Origin of the sequence: Croceitalea vernalis (genome assembly GCF_031846405.1) — a bacterium.
Lineage (GTDB): Bacteria > Bacteroidota > Bacteroidia > Flavobacteriales > Flavobacteriaceae > Croceitalea > Croceitalea vernalis.
The window spans coordinates 818,005-837,509 of the sequence record NZ_JAVRHU010000002.1 but is presented as its reverse complement, the minus strand read 5'-3'; the positions used below and the strand labels follow the sequence as shown (position 1 = coordinate 837,509).

Sequence of the window (19,505 nt, the reverse complement as noted above, 5' to 3'; positions counted from 1 at the left end):
TATAGGGTGTTAATTACATCCTTTTCGACGAATCCCTTATAATCAATTCTGCATTTAAGATTATTTTGTTTAATTGTTGTTTTAAGACAGGTTTCCTCATATGTTCTAGAAAAGTTTTTGCTGCCAGCTTACCAATTTTAGAACTATGTTGCTCAACACTTGTTATTGCCGGCGAGACCATGGCTGTAAAAGGTTCATTACCAAAGCCTACAAGTGCAATCTCATCAGGCACTTTTATATTTTTTTCTTCTAGCAATTGTAGGGCTCCAATAGCTGCATAATCACTTGCAATATAAACAGCATCGGGTTTTTGTTTTAAAGACAATAATTGATTCATCTTTTCGCGACCATCTTCTTTGCTAAGACTGCTTTCAATAAGTAATTCTTGTTCTAAGGGTAAACCATGTTTTGCTATAGCATCTAAATATCCCTTTATTCTATTGTTGAATATTCTCGTATGTCGATACCCCCCTATATGTGCTATTCTTTTGCATCCTTGTGCTATTAAGTGTTCCACAATCATATGACTACTTGCATAATCATCAATTCCTATATAGTCAACATTTAAATTATTTTCACCTCGATCAAATAGCAGTAATGGAATTCCTTTAGATTTAATTTTTTCATAATGCTCTAAATCAATAGTTTCATTAGCCATGGAGGCAATAATTCCATCAACTTGTGTGAATAGCAGCGTGTCTATAGTTTCACATTCTTTTTGATAAGACTCGTTAGATTGTGTAATAATGATGTTATACCCCTCTTTATTAAGAACTTCTTCCATGTTTTGGATAACAGATGAAAAGAAATTGCTATTGGTACGTGGAACAATTACACCTACAAGATTGCTTTTTCCTTTTCGTAAGGCGCTAGCTAAATGATTAGGTTGATAATCTAATTCCTTGGCGATTTTTTTTACAGCTTCTTTAGTTTTTGAGCTAATACGAGCATCGTTATGCAATGCTTTAGAGACCGCAGCAGTGGATATTTGTAATCTTAAAGCAATATCTTTTAATGTAGTTCTTTTTTTGTTAGCCAATTTTATTTATATTTGCTTAATCGATTAAGCAAATATATCTTTTTTAAAATTGAAAATCAAAATCACACGGTTTTGATTAATTTTTGAAAATTTAGTTAAACGATTAACCAACGCAGTAAGTTCAATATAAATAACATATTTTCAAATGAAAAAAGTAGTGACCTTCGGAGAAATCATGCTAAGATTAGCACCTCCGGGATTTTTAAGATTTTCACAAGCCAATAGTTTTGATGTAGTATATGGTGGTGGTGAATCTAATGTGGCAGTTTCACTTGCTAATTATGGAGTTCCTGTCGATTTTGTAACTAGGTTACCTAAAAATGATATTGGAGCATGTGCATTAATGGAAATGCGAAAAAGAGGCGTAGGTACAGATAAAATAGTATATGGTGGTGATCGTCTTGGAATATATTTCCTAGAGACTGGTGCGGTAAGCCGTGGTAGCAAAGTGGTTTATGATCGTGCACACTCAGCAATTTCCGAAATTGAATCAGGCATGATTAATTGGGATGCTGTTTTTGAAGGTGTTGAATGGTTTCATTGGACGGGAATTACACCAGCAATTTCTGAGGGTGCTGCCGATGTTTGTCTAGAAGCAGTAAAAGTTGCAAGTGCTAAAGGAATTACCATATCAACGGATTTAAATTACCGTGCAAAACTTTGGAATTATTGTGATGACGCTCATAGAGAGAAAGTAATGACAGATATTACTTCATACTGTGATATTGTTTTGGGTAATGAAGAAGATGCAGAAAAGCATTTTGGAATTAAGCCAGAAGGTTTGGATATCACAACTCAAGGAGAGCATGTAAAGGCTGAAGCATTTTTATCTGTTTGTGAGCAAATGATGAAAAAATTCCCCAAGGCTAAAAAAGTAATAACTACTTTACGTGGCTCTATTTCGGCATCTCATAATAGTTGGGCTGGAGTTTTATATGATGGAAAAACCATGTTTAAATCACCAGAATATCAAATAACAGATATTGTTGATAGAGTAGGAGGAGGAGATTCTTTTATGGGTGGACTCATTTATGGACTTTTAAAGTACCCAGAAGACGACCAAAATGCGTTAAATTTTGCAGTAGCAGCATCATGTTTAAAGCATACAATTAAAGGAGATGCTAACTTAGCTACAGTGGCAGAAGTTGAAAAACTAATGAGTGGTGATGCTTCTGGAAGGGTTGCAAGATAAATTACGATAATGGCACAATATTCAAGAATAGAAGTTGCAAAAGTGATGAAGGATAATGGAATGGTGCCGTTATTTTATCATCCAGATATTGAATTAGGAAAGAAAGTACTAAAAGCTTGCTATGATGGTGGTTCTCGATTAATGGAGTTTACTGCACGTGGAGATTTTGCTTATGAAGTATTTTTAGAATTAAATAAATATGCAATAAAGGAGTTGCCTGGAATGATAATGGGTGTTGGCTCAATTACAGATGCTGCTGCTGCTTCTCTTTTTATGCAGATGGGAGCTAACTTTATTGTAACACCTTCGCTTAGAGAAGATATTGCAATAGTTTGCAATAGAAGAAAAGTATTATGGTCACCTGGATGTGGCTCCTTGACTGAAATTAATAATGCTGAGGAATTAGGCTGTGAAATAGTTAAATTGTTTCCAGGGTCTACCTATGGACCAGGTTTCGTAAAGGCAATAAAAGGCCCTCAACCTTGGACCAGTGTAATGCCTACGGGAGGAGTTAGTACCGATGAAAGTAATTTAAAGGGATGGTTTGATGCTGGTGTTACTTGTGTAGGTATGGGTTCAAAGCTTATTAGTAAGGAGATATTAGCTAATAAAGACTTCAAGGGGCTTGAGAAAAAGGTTTCAGATACTTTAAATTTAATTTCTAAGTTAAAGTCATAATAAAATGGAAGCAACAAGCCCAAGTACATCACTTTGGAAGAAGATTCTTGGGCTTGTTCTAGCATTTGGCCCAGGTATTTTTGCAATCGGTTATACCATAGGTACGGGCAGTGTAACCTCAATGATAGTTGCAGGAAGTACTTATGGCATGCAACTGTTATGGGTATTGCTTTTAAGTTGTTTCTTTTCCGGTGTTTTAATTTATGTCTATGGCAATTATGCCTTACTTACTGGTGAAACAGCTTTGTTTGCTTTTAAAAAGCATTTGAGGTTTGGTAAACTTATTGCAATCTTGATCATTCTAGGTATTTCATTCGGGCAATGGAATTCTTTAATGGGTATTTTAGGAATATCCTCCAATATAATTTTTGAGATAATTCATATTTATTTCCCTAGCGTAGGAGACCATCAATATGAAACGGTTTTAATCGTAGCCATTACGGTAATAGCGATTTTTTACGCACTGCTATTGGTTGGTAAATACACTTTCTTTGAAAAAATCTTGGTCATTTTCGTGACGATAATGGCTTTTTCGTTCTTGATATCACTTTTTATGGTATACCCTTTACCGATAGAAGTAGCTCAAGGTTTGATACCCTCAATACCAAAAGTACAAGGCGGTCAAATGATGGTTGCTGCTTTTGTTGGAACTACTATGGCTGCTGCTACTTTTTTATCCAGACCATTGTTTGTACAAGGCAAGGGTTGGACTATTCAGCATTTAAAACAGCAAAAGAAAGATGCGATTATTGCAGCATCTCTAGTGTTTTTTATCAGTGCGACAATAATGGCTGTTGCTTGTGGTGCCTTGTACCATCAAGGGCAACCCGTAACTAAAGTAATAGATATGGTAGGGGTTTTGGAACCCGTTGCAGGAAAATTTGCACTTACTCTTTTCTTTTTTGGAACATTAAGCGCGGGACTTTCTTCCATTTTTCCTTGTCTTTTAATCGCTCCCATACTGGTTGCAGATTACCAATCTGGAAAACTAGATACCAGTTCAAAACAGTTTAGAATTATCACTTTTATTGCCTGCTTGTTTGCCTTAATCGTACCGATATTCGGAGCTAACCCTATTGAGATGCAAATTCTATCTCAAGTATTTAATGTATTTGTTCTACCCCTTGTAATTATTGGCATTCTTTTATTAATAAATAATAAGAAGTTAATGGGAGAACACAAAACAAGTTTTCTAATTAATATAAGTCTCTTTGCTGCTCTATTTTTTTCATTGATTATTTCTTACAATGGAATAATGGCAATAATTGGATATTAAACTTTTTTACACCAAAATTCTATTGCACCTTTTGTGAGGCTTAAGGCTAGAATTTTGCTATACTTCGCTCAAATACCTTATTCAATATTTTTAATTTTAAGTTTTAGTAATTGTTGGTTTTTGTTCATAAGCTCTAATAACCCGATGTAAGTTTTTCATCAAAAAACCTACTTTTGTAATATTAAGAATTAGAGGATATTTAAATTATGTCAGAACAAATAGAACGATTAAAAACTTTAATTATAGGATCAGGGCCTGCTGGATATACAGCAGCTATATATGCTTCCCGAGCAGATTTGAAACCAGTGATGTATACAGGTATGGAACCTGGTGGGCAGTTAACAACTACTACTGAGGTTGATAATTTTCCGGGATATCCTGAGGGAATTGATGGTCCAACAATGATGGTACAATTACAACAACAAGCAGAACGTTTTGGTACGGAAGTTCGAATAGGAATGGTGACAGCAGTTGACTTTAGTGACCAAGTTGGTGGAATTCATAAGGTTACCGTTGATGATAGTAAAGTCATAGAGGCTGAAAGCGTTATTATATCTACAGGAGCCACGGCTAAATATTTGAACATACCTAGTGAGCAACGACTTAGAGGTGGAGGTGTTTCGGCCTGCGCAGTATGTGATGGTTTTTTCTATAAAGGGCAAGATGTTGCTATCGTTGGAGCAGGTGATACAGCTGCTGAAGAAGCGTCTTACCTCGCTAATATTTGTAATAAGGTTACCATGTTAGTTCGTAAAGATCATATGCGTGCTTCAAAAGCAATGCAGCATAGAGTGAATAGTCTTGATAATATAGACGTTAGATATAATACTGAAGTAGATGAAGTATTAGGTGAACAAGTAGTTGAAGGTTTACGAATGGTAAACAATCAAACAAATGAAAAGGAAGATATTGAAATAACAGGGTTGTTTATAGCCATAGGTCATAAACCCAATACAGATATTTTTAAGGGACAATTAGATATGGATGATACTGGTTATGTACTAACAGAAGGTAAATCAACAAAAACTAATAAGCCTGGTGTATTCGCAAGTGGAGATGTTCAAGACAAAGAATACCGACAAGCGGTTACTGCAGCAGGTACAGGATGTATGGCAGCTCTAGACGCAGAACGTTATTTAGCGGCTGTTGAGTCCAAGGAAGAAGTTGTTGTGTGACAAGCTAATTACTATAAAAAAATAAAAAAGCTGCATTCTAAAATGCAGCTTTTTTTGTGGGTCGTTCTTTAATTGCTAATTCAAACGCTTATAATTTTCCGAGAAAGTTCTATTTCCTTCCTCGTCCAAATTTATTTGGCTGTATCTATCATTCTTTAAATCAAGTTCAAAAATAAATTCAGTTAACGTATCTAGAGCTTTCATCATCTCGTCATCTCCATAAATTATGGTTTCATGGAGCTCATCTTCGGTAAGATAGTACGAGCCATAACCAAACCTGCCCTTCGGTTCGTTGGGTACATACCTAGACCACATAACTCTACCATTATAAAACATTTTAACCTGCCTATAACCATCAGCCTTTGGCTCAGTGCTCGATATATTAATACCGTCGTCATAGTTGTGAAAACTTTCTAGCTCCCAAGTACCTTCAATAGAATGATAATTTTCAGGTTTTGATGAGGTTAGTATTGCGGCAAAAATCAATACAAACATCATAGAACCTACGGTCAGTAATTTTTTCATGGCTCAATGTTTTAATGAAATGATTAATTCTCCTTTTAAGGTACAAAAAATCATTAAATATTTAATTTTTTAGCCAATAAATTGATAATATATTATTGATAAATCATTTCAATAAGAAAAGCCTCAAGTTCTACTTGAGGCTTTTTTAGTATGAATTAGTGATTACTTTTTAGTATTTGTGAACGCTACCCGATACAGATTTCTTATGAGTAACACTAGCCTCACCGGAGTAAGAAATGTCAGCACCACTACTTGCATCAGCTGTTAAAGATTCAGAAACATTAACAGAAATGTCAGCACCACTGCTTGCATCGGCATTACATCGTTTAGTTTCTAATCCCCTCGCTTTAATATCTGAACCACTACTTGCATCAGCATAAAGCACATCGGTACGGCCAGACACTCTAATATCCGCCCCACTACTTGCTTCAGCAATTACTTCGTTAGCATTTACTTGAGCTTCAATATCAGAACCACTGCTGGCATCGAATTCAATTTTATCAGCTTTAATAACATTTTGTGCAACCAAATCTGCTCCACTTGAACTACTCAATTCTGTGATATTCGGCATGGTAACATAAATATTTTTAGTAGCTCTTCCGATATTTTCTATGGCATGTATTTTTAACCTACCATCTTTTATGTCAGTTCCGATTAAATCAATAATATTCTCATCGGCTTCAACTAAAATTTTAAATTGATCACCTTGCGTTACAAATACATCTAATCCTTCAGAAGCGTGAACTGAGGTAAAATCTCTTGTAATACCTCGAGATTCTTCGACTATTTCTCCGTTTCCTCTTTTTCCATCGCCAAAGTTTACGTCAAAGGCGCAGGAAGTCATAAATAATGCTAATAAGGCGGCTATGGCCATTCGTGCTAAAGTTGTCATGATTTTCGTTTTTTTACCCTGAACTTGTTTACGGGTTTGTTATTAATGATTGATTGAAATTCGTATTTATTTTAATTTAGTACTATTAATAAGTGCCGAGTTGTTGATTGTGTTTACTCAACTGTCGATTTAGTTGTCATCTTCTGTTTTAATTTCAACTCCGTCTTCATCCACCTTTAATTTAAAAGATTCGTTTCGGTCCTGTACGTCGATATCAATGCCATCCTCATTAATGATGATTTTTCCCTTTTCATCACGGTCGTTAATTTTAATATCTATTCCATCTTCATTAATAATAATTTTTCCATCATTATCATCATCATACTCGAAGGATTTTACAGGGCAATCTTGGCACTTAAGCTCACCATCGCTTCCCATAATCCAGGTATAATCTATGATGTCACTACGATAGTAGTCTCGGTCATTTTTAGTACTTCTTCCAACATGTCCACTCACATATTCTCCAAAAGAAACAATGGTTCCTTCAGGAATTAAGACAGTTGTTCTTATTTCTTGTTGTCGGGCTTTGTTTTCTGAAACGGTGGTTAAATAGTCGTCAAGTGTAATAACATTTCCATTAATATTGTACCCATAATCAACCTTTTTGGCGCGTTCCCTTGCTTTTTCAAAGGTTGGACCATGACTATCTTTTCTAATATTTAATCGAGCTATGGTATCTTTTGATTTTTTAATATCAAAACGTACATCGTCAGATACTAAAATTGGGGTATCATTATCGTCATAAGCCAGCATCATTCTTCCAAAATGAACTCTGTCCATGGTTAAGTCATAATCGCTATTATTCATCTGAATAAGAATACTATCGTTATCTGCCATAACCCATTCTTCTTTCACGCTTACGCTACCTACCGTAGCAAATTCAGCTGCTTGTCTTACCGCCAGTGCAATTAAAACGCCTACAGTAACCAACCAAAGACCTAATAATGAGAACTTTGCAATATTACCAATGGACTTGAGGTTATTTACTAAAATTTTCAAGCCTAAATAAAGCAAGAAGAAAAAAGGAATACCAACAGCAAAGAATAATAAAAGTGAAACTAGCCATACTGGAGCACCCGAAGTGTTGACAATATCATAAAAGTCGAGACCTGGTAAATGAACTACGTCAATAATACCAACTGTAAAAAGACCGATGAATAGTCCAATTAAAGTTGAAGCACCCACTATAATCAATAAAATACCAATGAATTTACCAAATACCTTAAATAGAAACATGATAATATCACCAATGGTGTCGAAAAAAGTCTTGGAGCCGCTTTTGACTTTATCGCCCATTTTGTCATAATCGACATTTTTTACTTTGTCGGCAACATCATCAAACCCCTCTTTAACTTTGCGTTCTATATTGCTGATGTTGATTGGCTTTCCCGTCATATCTAACTTTTGTGAAGTAGTTGACGCCTCCGGAACTAAAATCCATAAAAGTATGTATGCTATAAATCCGAACCCGGTAAAAATACCAAGTAAAAGGAATATTAAGCGAATCCAAAGCGCATCAAAGCCTAGATAATATTCAAGCCCAGAACAAACACCACCTATGTACTTTTGATCGGTATCTCTATAGAGTTTTTTTACTCGTGAAGTTGAAGTTGTTTTGGAACTTGAAGATTTTGGTTGGTCTTCAAAAATATCTTCATCTACCATGTAGTCCTCTGGTTGACCCATAATATTGATTACTGCATCAACTTCTTTTTGTGTGATTACTTGACGCTCATTTTCCATTTTTTCAAGAAAAAGCTCGGCTACTCTAGCCTCAATATCAGCTATAATTTCATCGCTGCCAGCAGTTCCTGCAAAAGATCTTTTTACGGACTCGAGATAGCGTCTAAGCTTATCATAAGCCGCATCATCTATATGAAATAGTGAGTTTGCTAAATTTATATTTACTGTCTTGTTCATTTTTTGAATATTTTTTACCGTTTTTTAATCGGCTTATTTGTTGTTGGTTACCAAGTTAACTGCATTTCTAAGTTCATCCCAAGTACCGTTGAGTTCGTTTAAAAACAACTGACCTGTTTCAGTGAGCGCATAATATTTGCGTGGCGGCCCTGAAGTTGATTCTTCCCAACGATAATTGAGCAGCCCTGCATTTTTCAATCGGGTCAATAATGGGTAAATAGTACCCTCGACCACGAGCATCTTTGCGTCTTTTAAAGCTCCTAGAATTTCAGATGCATATTTGTCTTTATCTTTTAAGATAGAAAGAATGCAATACTCTAGAACCCCTTTTCGCATTTGTGCTTTTGTGTTTTCTATATTCATAATGTAAGGATTCGTATTAAATTAACTGTTCGTTTGTGCCAAACTTGTTTTGGCATCTGATTCCATCTTAGCCCTCTCCACTTCGGAGAGGGGGTATGATGGGCTTTTGGTTGATGTGATTAGCATCGGTTGATTGATGTTTTGTTCGTTTTTGATTGATGATTAAACTCCTTTTTTTTGATGGAATGTTTTATTTAATGAATTTTATGGTGAAAGGATATTTAAAGGTTTGACCTTCGTTAGTCCTTATGGTTGCCAGAATAGTATATACTACATTCACAATGACGAGTCCGGCCTGTAGCACACCAGTAATACCAGCGGGCCATAACCAACGACCAAACCGGAAGTCGTCACTGCTTAAATGAATGTTTAAATTATTGTAATCACTTAACCTATGAAACCCAAAAAAATCTCCGTTAAATAAATCTGGTAAAAATCCAATGAAAAATGGAATGCTAATTAACCCCGCTATAATGGAGTAAAGTAGCATACTTATTTGAAAATTTAAGGCTTGCTTACCATTGTAATCAACAAATTCATATTCTTTTTTATTTGCGGTCCAAAGTATTAATGGTAAAATGAAATTACCAAAAGGAATGAAGTACTTTGAAAACGTAGAAGCATGAATAATAGCAGATAGGTTTCGCTCGTGTTTAGTTAATGATTCTGTCATGATTTTTGATTGATGATTAGGTAAACCAAATAGATTACCTATTAGCTTACGATACAAATATATATCTAAAAAAAGGTACTATGCAACACATAGTACTAAATATTAACATATTATTAACATATTGAAATAGCGAATATTTTAATTACTTTTAGCGGAAATAATAAGTACATATGGCTATTAGTACCAGTAAATTCAACACTTTTACCTTTTTTAAATTACCTTCTGCTTGGTGGTGTGGTGTGCGGTTAAAACATTTAGATAACCAAAAAGCGATTGCCACTGTTACCCACCGTTGGATTAATCAAAACCCTTTTAAAAGTATGTTTTGGGCAGTTCAGGGTATGGCTGCCGAGCTTGTAACTGGGGCAATGGTTAGTGATCAAATACGCGAAAGTGGTCGTAAAATATCAATGTTAGTTCAAAATAATACAGCTAACTTTTCTAAAAAAGCTACAGGTAAAATCACATTTACTTGTGAAGACGGACATTTAATTGCTGATGCAATTCAAAAAACTATTGAGACTGGAGAGGGCCAAAAGTTTTGGATGAAGTCTTTTGGAGTAAATAAAGATGGGGTATTGGTTTCTACATTCAACTTTGAATGGACCGTAAGGTTAAAGAAATAGTTTGTAACAAAATATCATTTTCACTAACTAATAGCTATCAACAAAAAACTTTAAAACATGAATGCACACGAAATAGACTATGAAATTTATGGGGAAGAAATGCAATATGTCGAAATTGAACTCGACCCTCAAGAAGCGGTGGTAGCTGAAGCAGGAAGCTTTATGATGATGAATACAGATATTAAAATGGACACCATTTTCGGCGATGGCTCTAATCAAGACAGTAGTGTTCTGGGTAAAATATTTTCAGCAGGTAAGCGCATGTTGACTGGTGAAAGTTTATTTATGACTGCCTTTTTAAATATAGGTCAAGGTAAAAAGAAAGTAAGTTTTGCTTCACCATATCCAGGTAAAATATTGCCAATTGATTTATCTGAAAAAGGAGGAAAATTTATTTGTCAAAAAGATGCTTTCTTGTGCGCCGCAAAAGGTGTTTCCGTAGGTATTGAATTTTCAAAGAAATTGGGACGAGGGCTTTTTGGTGGTGAAGGTTTTATTATGCAAAAGCTAGAAGGTGATGGAATGGCTTTTGTACATGCTGGCGGAACAATGGCTAAAAAAGAATTGGCGGCTGGTGAAGTCTTAAAAGTAGATACTGGTTGTATAGTAGGTTTTTCTCATACCGTAGATTATGATATTGAATTTGTCGGAGGTATAAAGAATACGGTATTTGGGGGTGAAGGACTTTTCTTTGCTACCCTAAGAGGCCCGGGAACGGTATATGTTCAGTCTTTACCATTTAGTCGATTAGCCGGTAGAGTTTTATCGTCAATCCCTAGAGGTGGAAAGGATAAAGGCGAGGGAAGTATTTTAGGCACTCTTGGCGACATTGCAATGGGAGACCGTGGTTTTTAGAGGCTCTGTTAGTTAAAAAATTATAGGATTTCACACCCTTAAGGGCAACTTTAGGGGTGTTTTTTATTATGTTCGTTTCATGGATTTTAAAAACCAAATCAACTTTTTACAAGAGTTACAAAAGAACAACAATAAAGAATGGATGGATACCAATAGAAAATGGTATAAAGAAGTTCGCGATGATTACATAGCTTGGCTAAATGATATCAATTCAAAACTTTCTGTAATAGATGATGCTTATTATGATACACCCGGTAAAAAGGGTATCAATCGCATCAATAATAATTTAATGTTTCATCCAAATAAGCCAATATATAAAGACCATTTTGGAGCAGGATTTGATAAACGTCCGAATACTGGTGATTTTTATGTTGAGATTGGTATTGAGCGCTCTATGTTTGCCGGGGGTTTATGGAGGCCAGACCCTAAGCGATTGCGAAGTATTAGAGATGCCATTGACTATGACGGAGAAGAATTGCTTCAAATTTTAAATAAAAAATCGTTTAAAAACCTCATTGGAGGACTATATGAAGATGTCAAATTAACCAATGCACCCAAAGGATTTTCGAATAAACATCGTCATATCGATTTATTACGAAATAAAACTTTTGCCGTTGCGATGGAATTTTCTTCAGACTTAGTTTTAAAAGATGATTTTGAAGATTATCTTATTAATGCATATAATATTATGCTGCCTTTTAGAAGATATTTGAATAAAGCAATTACCGTTTAATCTAATAAACCTTGAAATATATTGATGAAACATGGAAACGTTAGAAAAATAAAAAAAGAGCTACTATCTAACAACTGGTATACCCTTAATAAATATACGTTTGATTACAAGAAGGAAGATGGTTCATGGGAAACTCAAGAGAGAGAAGCTTATGATCGTGGAAATGGTGCAGTGATTTTACTATATAATAGTACTAAAAGAAAAGTGGTTTTAACGCGTCAATTTCGTATGCCAACTTACGTTAATGGAAATGAAGATGGTATGATGGTAGAAGCATGCGCTGGTATTTTAGAAAAGGGCAATGCTGAAGAAACTATTAAAATGGAAGTAGAAGAGGAGACAGGTTATAAAATTGAGAAAGTCAAAAAGGTTTTTGAATCCTATATGTCACCAGGTTCGGTGACTGAGATATTATACTTTTTTATTGGCGAATATGAAGCTCGAATGCGAGTAAGTGAAGGAGGAGGAGCTGTTGACGAAACTGAAAATATTGAAGTTCTAGAAATGAGTTTTGAAAATGCGCTAGCCATGGTGACTAATGGAGAAATAAAAGATGCAAAAACTATAATGCTGTTGCAGTGGGCTCAACTAAATGGATTATTTAATTGATTTAATATAAGTCGTGAATTTTTTTTAGAATTGAATACATTTTTTGTCGAATCTCGCTACTTGGCATTCTAAAATGATTATTCATAAAACTAAATATGAATACTTTACCAGATTTAGTTATTAAATACCCACTTAAATTATAAACATTACCCATTCCTCCAGATTTGGCGTATATAAAGTTTGTTTCATTTGTTGTACTGGGTTTGGTAATTGTTCCTGAAGCATCCCACATTGGAAAAATATGAAACAAGCGATCTTGAGCAACTTCTTTCTTTAATTTGCTAAGCACATGCACGAAAGACTCAGGGGTAAATAAGTTATAGCGCGATAGTCCTGAACCATCAACCCAGCGTGGTTGTTGATTTAAAAATAAAAGTTGATTTTTTAAAATGTAATTTCTTGATATTTTAAAACTTAAACTATCTGATAAAGTAGAAGAAGCTACAAGCATTAATTGTTCTGCTAAAAAATTATCACTTTCAAAAAGCATTCTTTTGTAAATGGAATCAGTTGACATTCCATAAAGTACTTTTTTCTGCCCTTTTGGAAAGCCCTCACTAAGTTTAATTGGTTTTTGAAGCTCATTTTGAAGTAAAGATTGGGTTAGTTCATTGGATGTTATAAACGGTATCTCTAAAGTATCAATTAAATTTTCTGGAATATTGAACTTATTCTCGGTAATACTTCGCTTATGATTCTGTTTTCCTCTACGAATTGAATTGTTGAACACACCTGGTGATACCATTAAGGAGTCTGATTCTAAGATTTTTACAACATTGCCATAAGCAGGTAAGCCACTTCTTTCAGGGGAAAAGTAAAATTCAAAATCTTCCCAGGCCCAACCAGGCCCAAGTTTTGTATCTCTAAAATTAGAATTTGAAAACACTAAGTTCGGATGATTTTCTAAAAATTTCAATGCTGATGTGTCATTGAAGAAGGGATGAATAAGACTAGGATCGCCAGTACCTTCAAAATACAAAGTGTCGTTCTGTTTTATATATTTAAGTGCAGGTATAGAATCAGGTATTAATTTTAAACCTGAATAAAGAGTAAAAATTTTTACATTACTTGCTGGGATAAAATATTTGTCACTGTTTAAAGCAAGTATAGTATCCGTTTTATCTGTATTCACGATTAAAATACCGGTAAATTGGTTATTATAAAAATCACCTTCAAGAATTGAATTCACACCCTTTAGTTCTCTATTGAGGTTTACTGATGAGCAACTAAATACAACAGCGCAGATAAAACAGATTAAAAGCGTTTTTCTTCTAATGAATTGATTTAAAACATCTTGTAATATGCTCCTTGTCGATTTTAACATGAAATTATTTAATTTTTAACGCTTAGATGTCAACAATATATGTCTTTTCTGACTAAATTAGTGAGCAACCAATAAACCTAATAAATACAATTTAAAATATGGCAAGAGCTATGTTGGAATACACTAAGACTGTATTGCAGAAAGTCAGTTTTGATGCAAAATTATTTGCAAAAGAGCTAAAGAAGGCAGTTTCAAGACTACTGCCTGATGAAATTGAAGAACTCAAAATCTGGTTACAACAATTTATTGACGACAAACCAGAATTACACCAAAGTTTACTTTACTTAAAAGCATAACAAACCGCCTTCGGGCGGTTTTAATTTTTACTTAAAGGGCTAATAATTTGAACATCTTGAAAAGCAATAGCACCTCTTACTACTGCTGAAATAACTTCTTTTATAGCTTCGGTTATTTGTATTTTTAATTCACTTTTATGATAAATTAAGCTAATTTCTCGGGCTGGTGAGGGCTTTTTGAAATGACGTAGGTTCTCCTTTTTCCGTTTATCTAATTCTAAAGTATTTAAAAATGGTAGCAAGGTCATTCCCATTCCTTCATTAGATAAATTTACCAAAGTCTCAAAACTACCACTCTCGATTTTAAAATGTTCATCAGAACGGTCCTTTGGAGATTTACACAAATTAATAACCCCATCTCTAAAGCAATGTCCGTCTTGTAATAGTAAAATGTCAGCAATATCTAAATCAGAGGTTGAGATTTCTTTGAGATTTGTTAACCTATGGTTATTGGGTACGTATCCTACGAAGGGTTCATAATAAAGAGGTTTTTCTTTAATGAATTCTACCTCTAACGGGGTTGCGGCAATTGCAGCATCTAAATGCCCATCTTGAATATTCTTTATTAAGGTATCTGTAGCTTGTTCTTTTATAATAAGATTTACTTTTGGGTACTTTTTGATGAAAGTGGATAAGAACATTGGAAGTAAGGTTGGCATAACTGTTGGAATTATTCCTAAAGTAAAATCTCCACCAATAAAGCCCTTGTCCTGGTCAACGATATCTTTGATTCTGTCAGCTTCAGCAACAATGTTTTTTGCTTGAGCAACAATTTTTTTTCCGACCTCAGTAATAGAAATTGGCTTTTTACTTCGGTCAAAAATTAATATATCAAGTTCGTCTTCTAATTTTTGAACTTGCATACTTAATGTGGGTTGAGTGACAAAACTCTTTTCGGCTGCCAAAGTAAAATTTTGATATTCCGCAACTGCTAAAACGTACTGTAATTGTGTAATTGTCATTAAAGAAATATTGAGCCTTAAAGTTACAAAACCATCAGAATAATTGATTGATTTTAATTATTAAGATTGATAAATCCTATATAACAAGCAACCCCACTTTTACATGGGGTTGATTCATTTGATAAATTGATTGATGGTAGTTGTTAGAATCTTATTTTGAATTCTAGGTCTTCTGAGGCGACTTCAAATTTTGCGTCATTAAATGTTGGTGGTCCCATCACCATCGCATTGCCGGACATTCCATAGCTTTCTTTTGGCATTCCGTTTGATTCAAAGTCCATTCTGTTATTTTCGTTTTCATCATGTAATACCATAACAGCATAGGTGCCCGGTTTTACATTTTCGAAGGTTAAAGTAACTTCGCCCTTTTGGGCTTGGTCTGCCAAATCAATAACTCCAGCTCCTTTCATGAAGGTATCTTCATTATGTAATGAAACAAGGATAATTCCATTGTCATTTAGCACATTTTCAATGGTAACAGTTATCTTAACTAATTCTTGTTCTTGTTCTTGTGCTTTTGCCGTAATTGAAATAAAAAATACTCCGATAATAAATGCTAATTTTTTCATTTTGTTTTTTGATTTTGTTTGTTAATGATAGTACAAAAGTGCAGACATGACCTTCAATAAAAAAAGTAACCCTACTGAGTTGTAGAAATTAAATACCGAATTGTAAGATTATCTGTTTGATGAAGTAGAAAAAAATTTTTTAGCAATGAGGTAATCAATACCGAATTTACCAGAACCAAAATAAAGTGAAAAGCAACTTACAGCGATAAAGAATAATGGAAAAGTGAAATTAAAATCTATAAACTCTTGATTTATTAAAAATATAGACATTAAAATTATTACACAAAAGGAAGCAATTCTTGAGAATACGCCCAGTATAAGTGCAATACCTCCTACAATTTTAGTTAGACCAGAGAAGAGTGCAAAGGCATAGGGAAAATTACCAATTGGATTATAAAAGTTACTTACCACATCTAAAAACCAGGGGGCAACTTCAAAAAAGGTTAAATTAAGTCGCTCTGGAGACCACGGAACTCCAAAGGAGTACTTTCCGAAATGAAAAGCTAATATGATACCCATTACAATTTGAGGCACTTTGATAAATAGATTTAAATACCAAGAGTCGCACGTAAAAGGTTGAATAACTTTGTGTAGAATGCTTTTCAATGAGCGTTATTTAAAGGATAATATATTAAAAATACGACGATTAAAAAAGTTTGTTTAACTATTATTAAAGTAGTTCATTTTAAATAAAAAAGATGTAAACCATTAGAACAACCATATTTTGTTGTCAATTTTTAATTATTTAAAAACTAAAAGAATTAGATGTTCTTTGAACAAACAATTATAAATTTAAATCCATTTGAATGTTACACCTTTCATACGGGCTTGGAAGTCCCTTAACCTCGTTGAACCCCAATTTTTCATATAACCTAATCGCAGGTGCTAATATTGTATTGCTTTCAAGGTGAATTCTTTTTGCTCCATTAAGTCGTGCTTTATGAATCACTGCTTTTCCCAAAAGGTAACCAATACCATGACCTTGCGCATTTTGTGCAACCCCCATTTTGGCCAATTCAAAATCATAATCACTAAGCTTGGTTGGTATTAATGCACAAACCCCAACAGCTTCACCTTTTAGTAATGCGATTAAAATATAACCTCCTTTATCAATAATATATTCTTTCGGATTATCTAGGGCTTGAAAATCCATTTTCTCCATAGTGAAGTATTTCTCAATCCACCATTGGTTTAATTTCTTAAAGTCTTCTTGGTACTTTTCTTCGAAATCAATAATGGTAATTTGATTTGAATATGACATAATAAAGTGTTAAGTCCTCAATTGCTGGTTTTTACTTACTATTTCGACGAGCCAATAAACTAATTGTCCTATTCCTCCAACAAATACAAAAAGTAGAACCCAAACAATTAGAAGATTATTTTCTTTGAGATTGGGGTTTTGGACAGCATGAACAATGTAAAAAATAAAACTACTTACTGAAATTATGATTGCCAAGCCAATAAAAGTAAAAAACCAAGCAAGCTCTCCTAAAATTAGGGATACTGAAGTGTTGGCATCCATAGCTTCATTAGTTTCAATGGTAGTTACCAAATTGAAAATAAAAAAGAAATAAAACACGATTGCCAAAACACCTATTAATAGCGGGGCAATTGCGAAAAAACCTTGCCAAAATTTATTATGTAGCATAATCTATTGATTTAGTTTTGATTGTTTTTCTATATGTATACCAATTTCTTTAGATGTTACATTACCATCATTTAATTCTTTAATAATCGATTGATGATCTTCAGGTCTCGTTTGAGAAAGTTTATAAGCAGCTTGAATATCCGATATTTCAATTTTAAAACCGACTACACCCTTTACCTGCCTCAAGGTTTTTTCAGACATGTTTTCTAACGAAATCGGGTTTTTTGAATTTGCTTCATATTTGGCGACTAATTTTCTCATAGAATCCATTACCTCTGATTCTGATAAAATTCTTATTCTACCGTATACATGAATGGCAATATAATCCCAGGTTGGCACCTCTTCCTCTCTATACCACGAAGACGAAATATAAGAATGAGGCCCATTAAAAACACAGAGCACTTCTGGTTGCTTTTCAAATTCCTTCCATTGCGGATTTGCTTTTGAAATATGACTTACCAAAATATCATTCCCACTTTCATCTATGTCTAGTTCTAATGGAATGTGGGTAGCCCATGGTTTGTTATTGACCTGATTTATTAAAATACCAAAGCTATTTTCTTGAATGAATTCTTTGATTTCTTCAAGGTTTTCTTTTTTGTAGTAATGCGGAATGTACATTTAAGATAATGTGTTTTTATTTTGTTTTTGTAAGGACATCACCAAACAAATCTAATTCTTGAACTTTTCCATCGGTATTCAATTCAAATCGTATCATCATTTTTTGACGAAATCTCGAATCTTTATTGGTCAAAAAAGTGTCATAATGCCAATGTTCTAGATTATATTTTACAAAGTCATTGAAATCAATTTGAAGTTGGCCATTGTTATATTTAACTTTAGCTGAACCTATCAACTCGTTATTATACGTGCCCTCATATTCTATTAGGGCTAAACTTGTCTTGGTATTTAAAATGCGTTCTTTTTTCTTTTTTTCTTGAAATTCTAGATTTGATTTTTTAAATCCTTGGTACAAATTAAAAACTTCATTATGCCAATCACGTGAATCATCTTCAAAAGCAAAAAGGTCAATAGCTTTGTAAAGGATGGCATGTCGTAATTCTGCATGGTCTAAATTGGCAAACACGTAAACAGCCATATCCTTTTCATGTACAATACCAGCTATGGCAACCAGACCAAATAAGCTTCCTGTATGAAAATCAAGTTTATGCCCTCGATAATCTTGTTGAAACCAACCCATAGCATAGGTATTCCAATTTGGTTTGGTCAATGCATTTGTAGGGTACGTTCCAGTATTGCCTAAAAACGATTTAGGCTCAAAAAGATACTTGAATGTTTTTGGTTGTACCAAAGTATCAGACTTGTGCACACCATCATTTACAAGAAATGTCAAATACTTTGAAATATCATTTGCACTAGAACAAATCATTCCTGCCGGACCTATTTGATCGGAAAAACCGTAATCAACCTCGACAATACCTTCTTCAGAATCATCATAATAGGGAGTTACAAAATCACCTGCTTTAAAAATATCACTTGCCACGGCTTGAGTTCTATTCATACCTAAAGTTTTGAATATACGTTCTGTTACAAATTCATTCCATGGTTGCCCGCTTACTTCTTTGATTACTTCTCCAGCGACTGCATACATAATATTCTGATAGGTAAACCCTCCGCGAAGCGGGTAGGCTTTCTCAGCAAATTGAAACCTTTTAATAGTCTCCTTCGTTGAAACGCTATCGAGTGTCCACAAAACATCAGCATTACCAATACCCAAATTGTGGGTGAATAAATCTTTTACCCTAGCATTTGCGGTGATGTATGGGTCGGACAATTTAAAATAGGGGAGGTGGTCCACTACTTTATCGTCCCAATCAAGTTTGCCCTCATCAACCAACATACTCATGGCAATGGCTACGACCGCTTTTGTAGTCGAGGCCATATTGAATAAGGTGTTTTCATTGACAGGCTCTTTCGTAGTCAAATTTTTCACGCCGTAGGTTTTTTGAAAAACAACTTCTCCGTCTTTTACTACAATTGTTGCTAAACCAGGAACCTTCCAGTCCTGCATACCTTGAACAATCATGGCATCTAATTGTGCTACGTTTTTGTTTTGTTGCCCTTGGGACATTGCGAGGGTAAAGAGAAATAATATAGATAATAATTGATTTGATCTTTTAGTTATCATA

The 19,505-nt window shown here is 34.2% G+C and carries 23 protein-coding genes; 9 read left to right on the top strand and 14 right to left on the bottom strand.

Annotation, left to right across the window (positions count from 1 at the left end):
• Window positions 1–13: 13 nt before the first annotated feature.
• Window positions 14–1,039: a LacI family DNA-binding transcriptional regulator gene (locus RM520_RS10200; RefSeq protein ID WP_311385615.1), complete on the bottom strand. Its 1,026-nt coding sequence runs from the start codon at window positions 1,037–1,039 to the stop codon at window positions 14–16.
• Window positions 1,040–1,184: 145 nt separating this feature from the next.
• Between RM520_RS10200 and RM520_RS10195 the strand changes: the two genes are divergently transcribed.
• From RM520_RS10195 to trxB, 4 genes are all read left to right on the top strand, one after another.
• On the top strand, window positions 1,185–2,231 hold the full coding sequence (locus tag RM520_RS10195) for a PfkB family carbohydrate kinase (RefSeq protein WP_311387952.1): 1,047 nt from the start codon (window positions 1,185–1,187) through the stop codon (window positions 2,229–2,231).
• Between the two features lie 9 nt (window positions 2,232–2,240).
• On the top strand, window positions 2,241–2,909 hold the full coding sequence (locus RM520_RS10190; RefSeq protein ID WP_311387951.1) for a bifunctional 4-hydroxy-2-oxoglutarate aldolase/2-dehydro-3-deoxy-phosphogluconate aldolase: 669 nt from the start codon (window positions 2,241–2,243) through the stop codon (window positions 2,907–2,909).
• 4 nt (window positions 2,910–2,913) lie between these two features.
• The gene (locus RM520_RS10185) at window positions 2,914–4,185 is read left to right on the top strand and encodes an NRAMP family divalent metal transporter (RefSeq protein ID WP_311385612.1); all 1,272 of its coding nucleotides are present in this window, start codon (window positions 2,914–2,916) and stop codon (window positions 4,183–4,185) included.
• Window positions 4,186–4,391: 206 nt separating this feature from the next.
• Window positions 4,392–5,360, top strand: coding sequence for a thioredoxin-disulfide reductase (gene trxB, locus RM520_RS10180; RefSeq protein WP_311385611.1), 969 nt, complete (start codon window positions 4,392–4,394; stop codon window positions 5,358–5,360).
• A gap of 75 nt (window positions 5,361–5,435) precedes the next feature.
• Here trxB and RM520_RS10175 read toward each other — a convergent pair whose 3' ends face one another.
• From RM520_RS10175 to RM520_RS10155, 5 genes are all read right to left on the bottom strand, one after another.
• A complete protein-coding gene (locus tag RM520_RS10175; RefSeq protein WP_311385610.1) occupies window positions 5,436–5,885 on the bottom strand; it encodes a hypothetical protein in 450 nt (149 codons plus the stop codon).
• Between the two features lie 169 nt (window positions 5,886–6,054).
• On the bottom strand, window positions 6,055–6,777 hold the full coding sequence (locus RM520_RS10170; RefSeq protein WP_311385609.1) for a head GIN domain-containing protein: 723 nt from the start codon (window positions 6,775–6,777) through the stop codon (window positions 6,055–6,057).
• Between the two features lie 129 nt (window positions 6,778–6,906).
• Window positions 6,907–8,697 (bottom strand): PspC domain-containing protein, encoded by a 1,791-nt coding sequence (locus RM520_RS10165; RefSeq protein WP_311387950.1) that lies wholly within the window; start codon window positions 8,695–8,697, stop codon window positions 6,907–6,909.
• A 33-nt stretch (window positions 8,698–8,730) separates the two neighbouring features.
• A complete protein-coding gene (locus RM520_RS10160; RefSeq protein ID WP_311385607.1) occupies window positions 8,731–9,060 on the bottom strand; it encodes a PadR family transcriptional regulator in 330 nt (109 codons plus the stop codon).
• A gap of 190 nt (window positions 9,061–9,250) precedes the next feature.
• Window positions 9,251–9,733, bottom strand: a complete 483-nt coding sequence (locus RM520_RS10155; RefSeq protein ID WP_311385606.1) for a DUF4870 domain-containing protein — start codon at window positions 9,731–9,733, stop codon at window positions 9,251–9,253.
• 170 nt (window positions 9,734–9,903) lie between these two features.
• On the opposite strand from RM520_RS10155, the gene RM520_RS10150 reads away from it, so the two are divergent.
• The 4 genes from RM520_RS10150 (at window position 9,904) to RM520_RS10135 (ending at window position 12,556) form a co-directional block, all read left to right on the top strand.
• Complete coding sequence (locus tag RM520_RS10150) at window positions 9,904–10,359, top strand: DUF4442 domain-containing protein (protein ID WP_311387949.1); 456 nt, start codon at window positions 9,904–9,906, stop codon at window positions 10,357–10,359.
• 57 nt (window positions 10,360–10,416) lie between these two features.
• Window positions 10,417–11,214, top strand: coding sequence for a TIGR00266 family protein (locus tag RM520_RS10145; protein WP_311385604.1), 798 nt, complete (start codon window positions 10,417–10,419; stop codon window positions 11,212–11,214).
• 79 nt (window positions 11,215–11,293) lie between these two features.
• Entirely contained in the window at window positions 11,294–11,947 is a 654-nt protein-coding gene (locus tag RM520_RS10140) for a DUF2461 domain-containing protein (protein ID WP_311387948.1), read from the top strand.
• Window positions 11,948–11,971: 24 nt separating this feature from the next.
• Window positions 11,972–12,556, top strand: a complete 585-nt coding sequence (locus tag RM520_RS10135) for an NUDIX domain-containing protein (RefSeq protein ID WP_311387947.1) — start codon at window positions 11,972–11,974, stop codon at window positions 12,554–12,556.
• A 1-nt stretch (window position 12,557) separates the two neighbouring features.
• Here RM520_RS10135 and RM520_RS10130 read toward each other — a convergent pair whose 3' ends face one another.
• Window positions 12,558–13,880 (bottom strand): D-alanyl-D-alanine carboxypeptidase, encoded by a 1,323-nt coding sequence (locus RM520_RS10130; RefSeq protein WP_311387946.1) that lies wholly within the window; start codon window positions 13,878–13,880, stop codon window positions 12,558–12,560.
• Between the two features lie 98 nt (window positions 13,881–13,978).
• Between RM520_RS10130 and RM520_RS10125 the strand changes: the two genes are divergently transcribed.
• Window positions 13,979–14,176 carry a hypothetical protein gene (locus tag RM520_RS10125; RefSeq protein ID WP_311385600.1) on the top strand — a complete coding sequence of 66 codons (198 nt, stop codon included), beginning with the start codon at window positions 13,979–13,981 and terminating at the stop codon, window positions 14,174–14,176.
• Window positions 14,177–14,196: 20 nt separating this feature from the next.
• On the opposite strand, the gene RM520_RS10120 is transcribed toward RM520_RS10125, so the two are convergent.
• From RM520_RS10120 to RM520_RS10090, 7 genes are all read right to left on the bottom strand, one after another.
• Window positions 14,197–15,138 carry a LysR substrate-binding domain-containing protein gene (locus tag RM520_RS10120; protein ID WP_311387945.1) on the bottom strand — a complete coding sequence of 314 codons (942 nt, stop codon included), beginning with the start codon at window positions 15,136–15,138 and terminating at the stop codon, window positions 14,197–14,199.
• Between the two features lie 143 nt (window positions 15,139–15,281).
• The gene (locus RM520_RS10115; protein WP_311387944.1) at window positions 15,282–15,707 is read right to left on the bottom strand and encodes a DUF2141 domain-containing protein; all 426 of its coding nucleotides are present in this window, start codon (window positions 15,705–15,707) and stop codon (window positions 15,282–15,284) included.
• A 108-nt stretch (window positions 15,708–15,815) separates the two neighbouring features.
• Complete coding sequence (locus RM520_RS10110; protein ID WP_311387943.1) at window positions 15,816–16,313, bottom strand: DoxX family protein; 498 nt, start codon at window positions 16,311–16,313, stop codon at window positions 15,816–15,818.
• A gap of 178 nt (window positions 16,314–16,491) precedes the next feature.
• A complete protein-coding gene (locus RM520_RS10105) occupies window positions 16,492–16,968 on the bottom strand; it encodes a GNAT family N-acetyltransferase (protein WP_311387942.1) in 477 nt (158 codons plus the stop codon).
• A gap of 9 nt (window positions 16,969–16,977) precedes the next feature.
• Window positions 16,978–17,355, bottom strand: coding sequence for a hypothetical protein (locus RM520_RS10100; RefSeq protein WP_311385595.1), 378 nt, complete (start codon window positions 17,353–17,355; stop codon window positions 16,978–16,980).
• A 3-nt stretch (window positions 17,356–17,358) separates the two neighbouring features.
• Entirely contained in the window at window positions 17,359–17,976 is a 618-nt protein-coding gene (locus tag RM520_RS10095) for an FMN-binding negative transcriptional regulator (protein ID WP_311387941.1), read from the bottom strand.
• Between the two features lie 16 nt (window positions 17,977–17,992).
• A complete protein-coding gene (locus tag RM520_RS10090) occupies window positions 17,993–19,504 on the bottom strand; it encodes a serine hydrolase (protein ID WP_311387940.1) in 1,512 nt (503 codons plus the stop codon).
• Window position 19,505 lies beyond the last annotated feature (1 nt).

Coding starts and splice junctions, on each gene's coding strand:
- RM520_RS10195 (WP_311387952.1), top strand. CDS start 1,185: ATGAAAAAAGTAGTGACCTTCGGAGAAATCATGCTAAGATTAGCACCT.
- RM520_RS10190 (WP_311387951.1), top strand. CDS start 2,241: ATGGCACAATATTCAAGAATAGAAGTTGCAAAAGTGATGAAGGATAAT.
- RM520_RS10185 (WP_311385612.1), top strand. CDS start 2,914: ATGGAAGCAACAAGCCCAAGTACATCACTTTGGAAGAAGATTCTTGGG.
- trxB (WP_311385611.1), top strand. CDS start 4,392: ATGTCAGAACAAATAGAACGATTAAAAACTTTAATTATAGGATCAGGG.
- RM520_RS10175 (WP_311385610.1), bottom strand. CDS start 5,885: ATGAAAAAATTACTGACCGTAGGTTCTATGATGTTTGTATTGATTTTT.
- RM520_RS10170 (WP_311385609.1), bottom strand. CDS start 6,777: ATGACAACTTTAGCACGAATGGCCATAGCCGCCTTATTAGCATTATTT.
- RM520_RS10165 (WP_311387950.1), bottom strand. CDS start 8,697: ATGAACAAGACAGTAAATATAAATTTAGCAAACTCACTATTTCATATA.
- RM520_RS10160 (WP_311385607.1), bottom strand. CDS start 9,060: ATGAATATAGAAAACACAAAAGCACAAATGCGAAAAGGGGTTCTAGAG.
- RM520_RS10155 (WP_311385606.1), bottom strand. CDS start 9,733: ATGACAGAATCATTAACTAAACACGAGCGAAACCTATCTGCTATTATT.
- RM520_RS10150 (WP_311387949.1), top strand. CDS start 9,904: ATGGCTATTAGTACCAGTAAATTCAACACTTTTACCTTTTTTAAATTA.
- RM520_RS10145 (WP_311385604.1), top strand. CDS start 10,417: ATGAATGCACACGAAATAGACTATGAAATTTATGGGGAAGAAATGCAA.
- RM520_RS10140 (WP_311387948.1), top strand. CDS start 11,294: ATGGATTTTAAAAACCAAATCAACTTTTTACAAGAGTTACAAAAGAAC.
- RM520_RS10135 (WP_311387947.1), top strand. CDS start 11,972: ATGAAACATGGAAACGTTAGAAAAATAAAAAAAGAGCTACTATCTAAC.
- RM520_RS10130 (WP_311387946.1), bottom strand. CDS start 13,880: ATGTTAAAATCGACAAGGAGCATATTACAAGATGTTTTAAATCAATTC.
- RM520_RS10125 (WP_311385600.1), top strand. CDS start 13,979: ATGGCAAGAGCTATGTTGGAATACACTAAGACTGTATTGCAGAAAGTC.
- RM520_RS10120 (WP_311387945.1), bottom strand. CDS start 15,138: ATGACAATTACACAATTACAGTACGTTTTAGCAGTTGCGGAATATCAA.
- RM520_RS10115 (WP_311387944.1), bottom strand. CDS start 15,707: ATGAAAAAATTAGCATTTATTATCGGAGTATTTTTTATTTCAATTACG.
- RM520_RS10105 (WP_311387942.1), bottom strand. CDS start 16,968: ATGTCATATTCAAATCAAATTACCATTATTGATTTCGAAGAAAAGTAC.
- RM520_RS10100 (WP_311385595.1), bottom strand. CDS start 17,355: ATGCTACATAATAAATTTTGGCAAGGTTTTTTCGCAATTGCCCCGCTA.
- RM520_RS10095 (WP_311387941.1), bottom strand. CDS start 17,976: ATGTACATTCCGCATTACTACAAAAAAGAAAACCTTGAAGAAATCAAA.
- RM520_RS10090 (WP_311387940.1), bottom strand. CDS start 19,504: ATGATAACTAAAAGATCAAATCAATTATTATCTATATTATTTCTCTTT.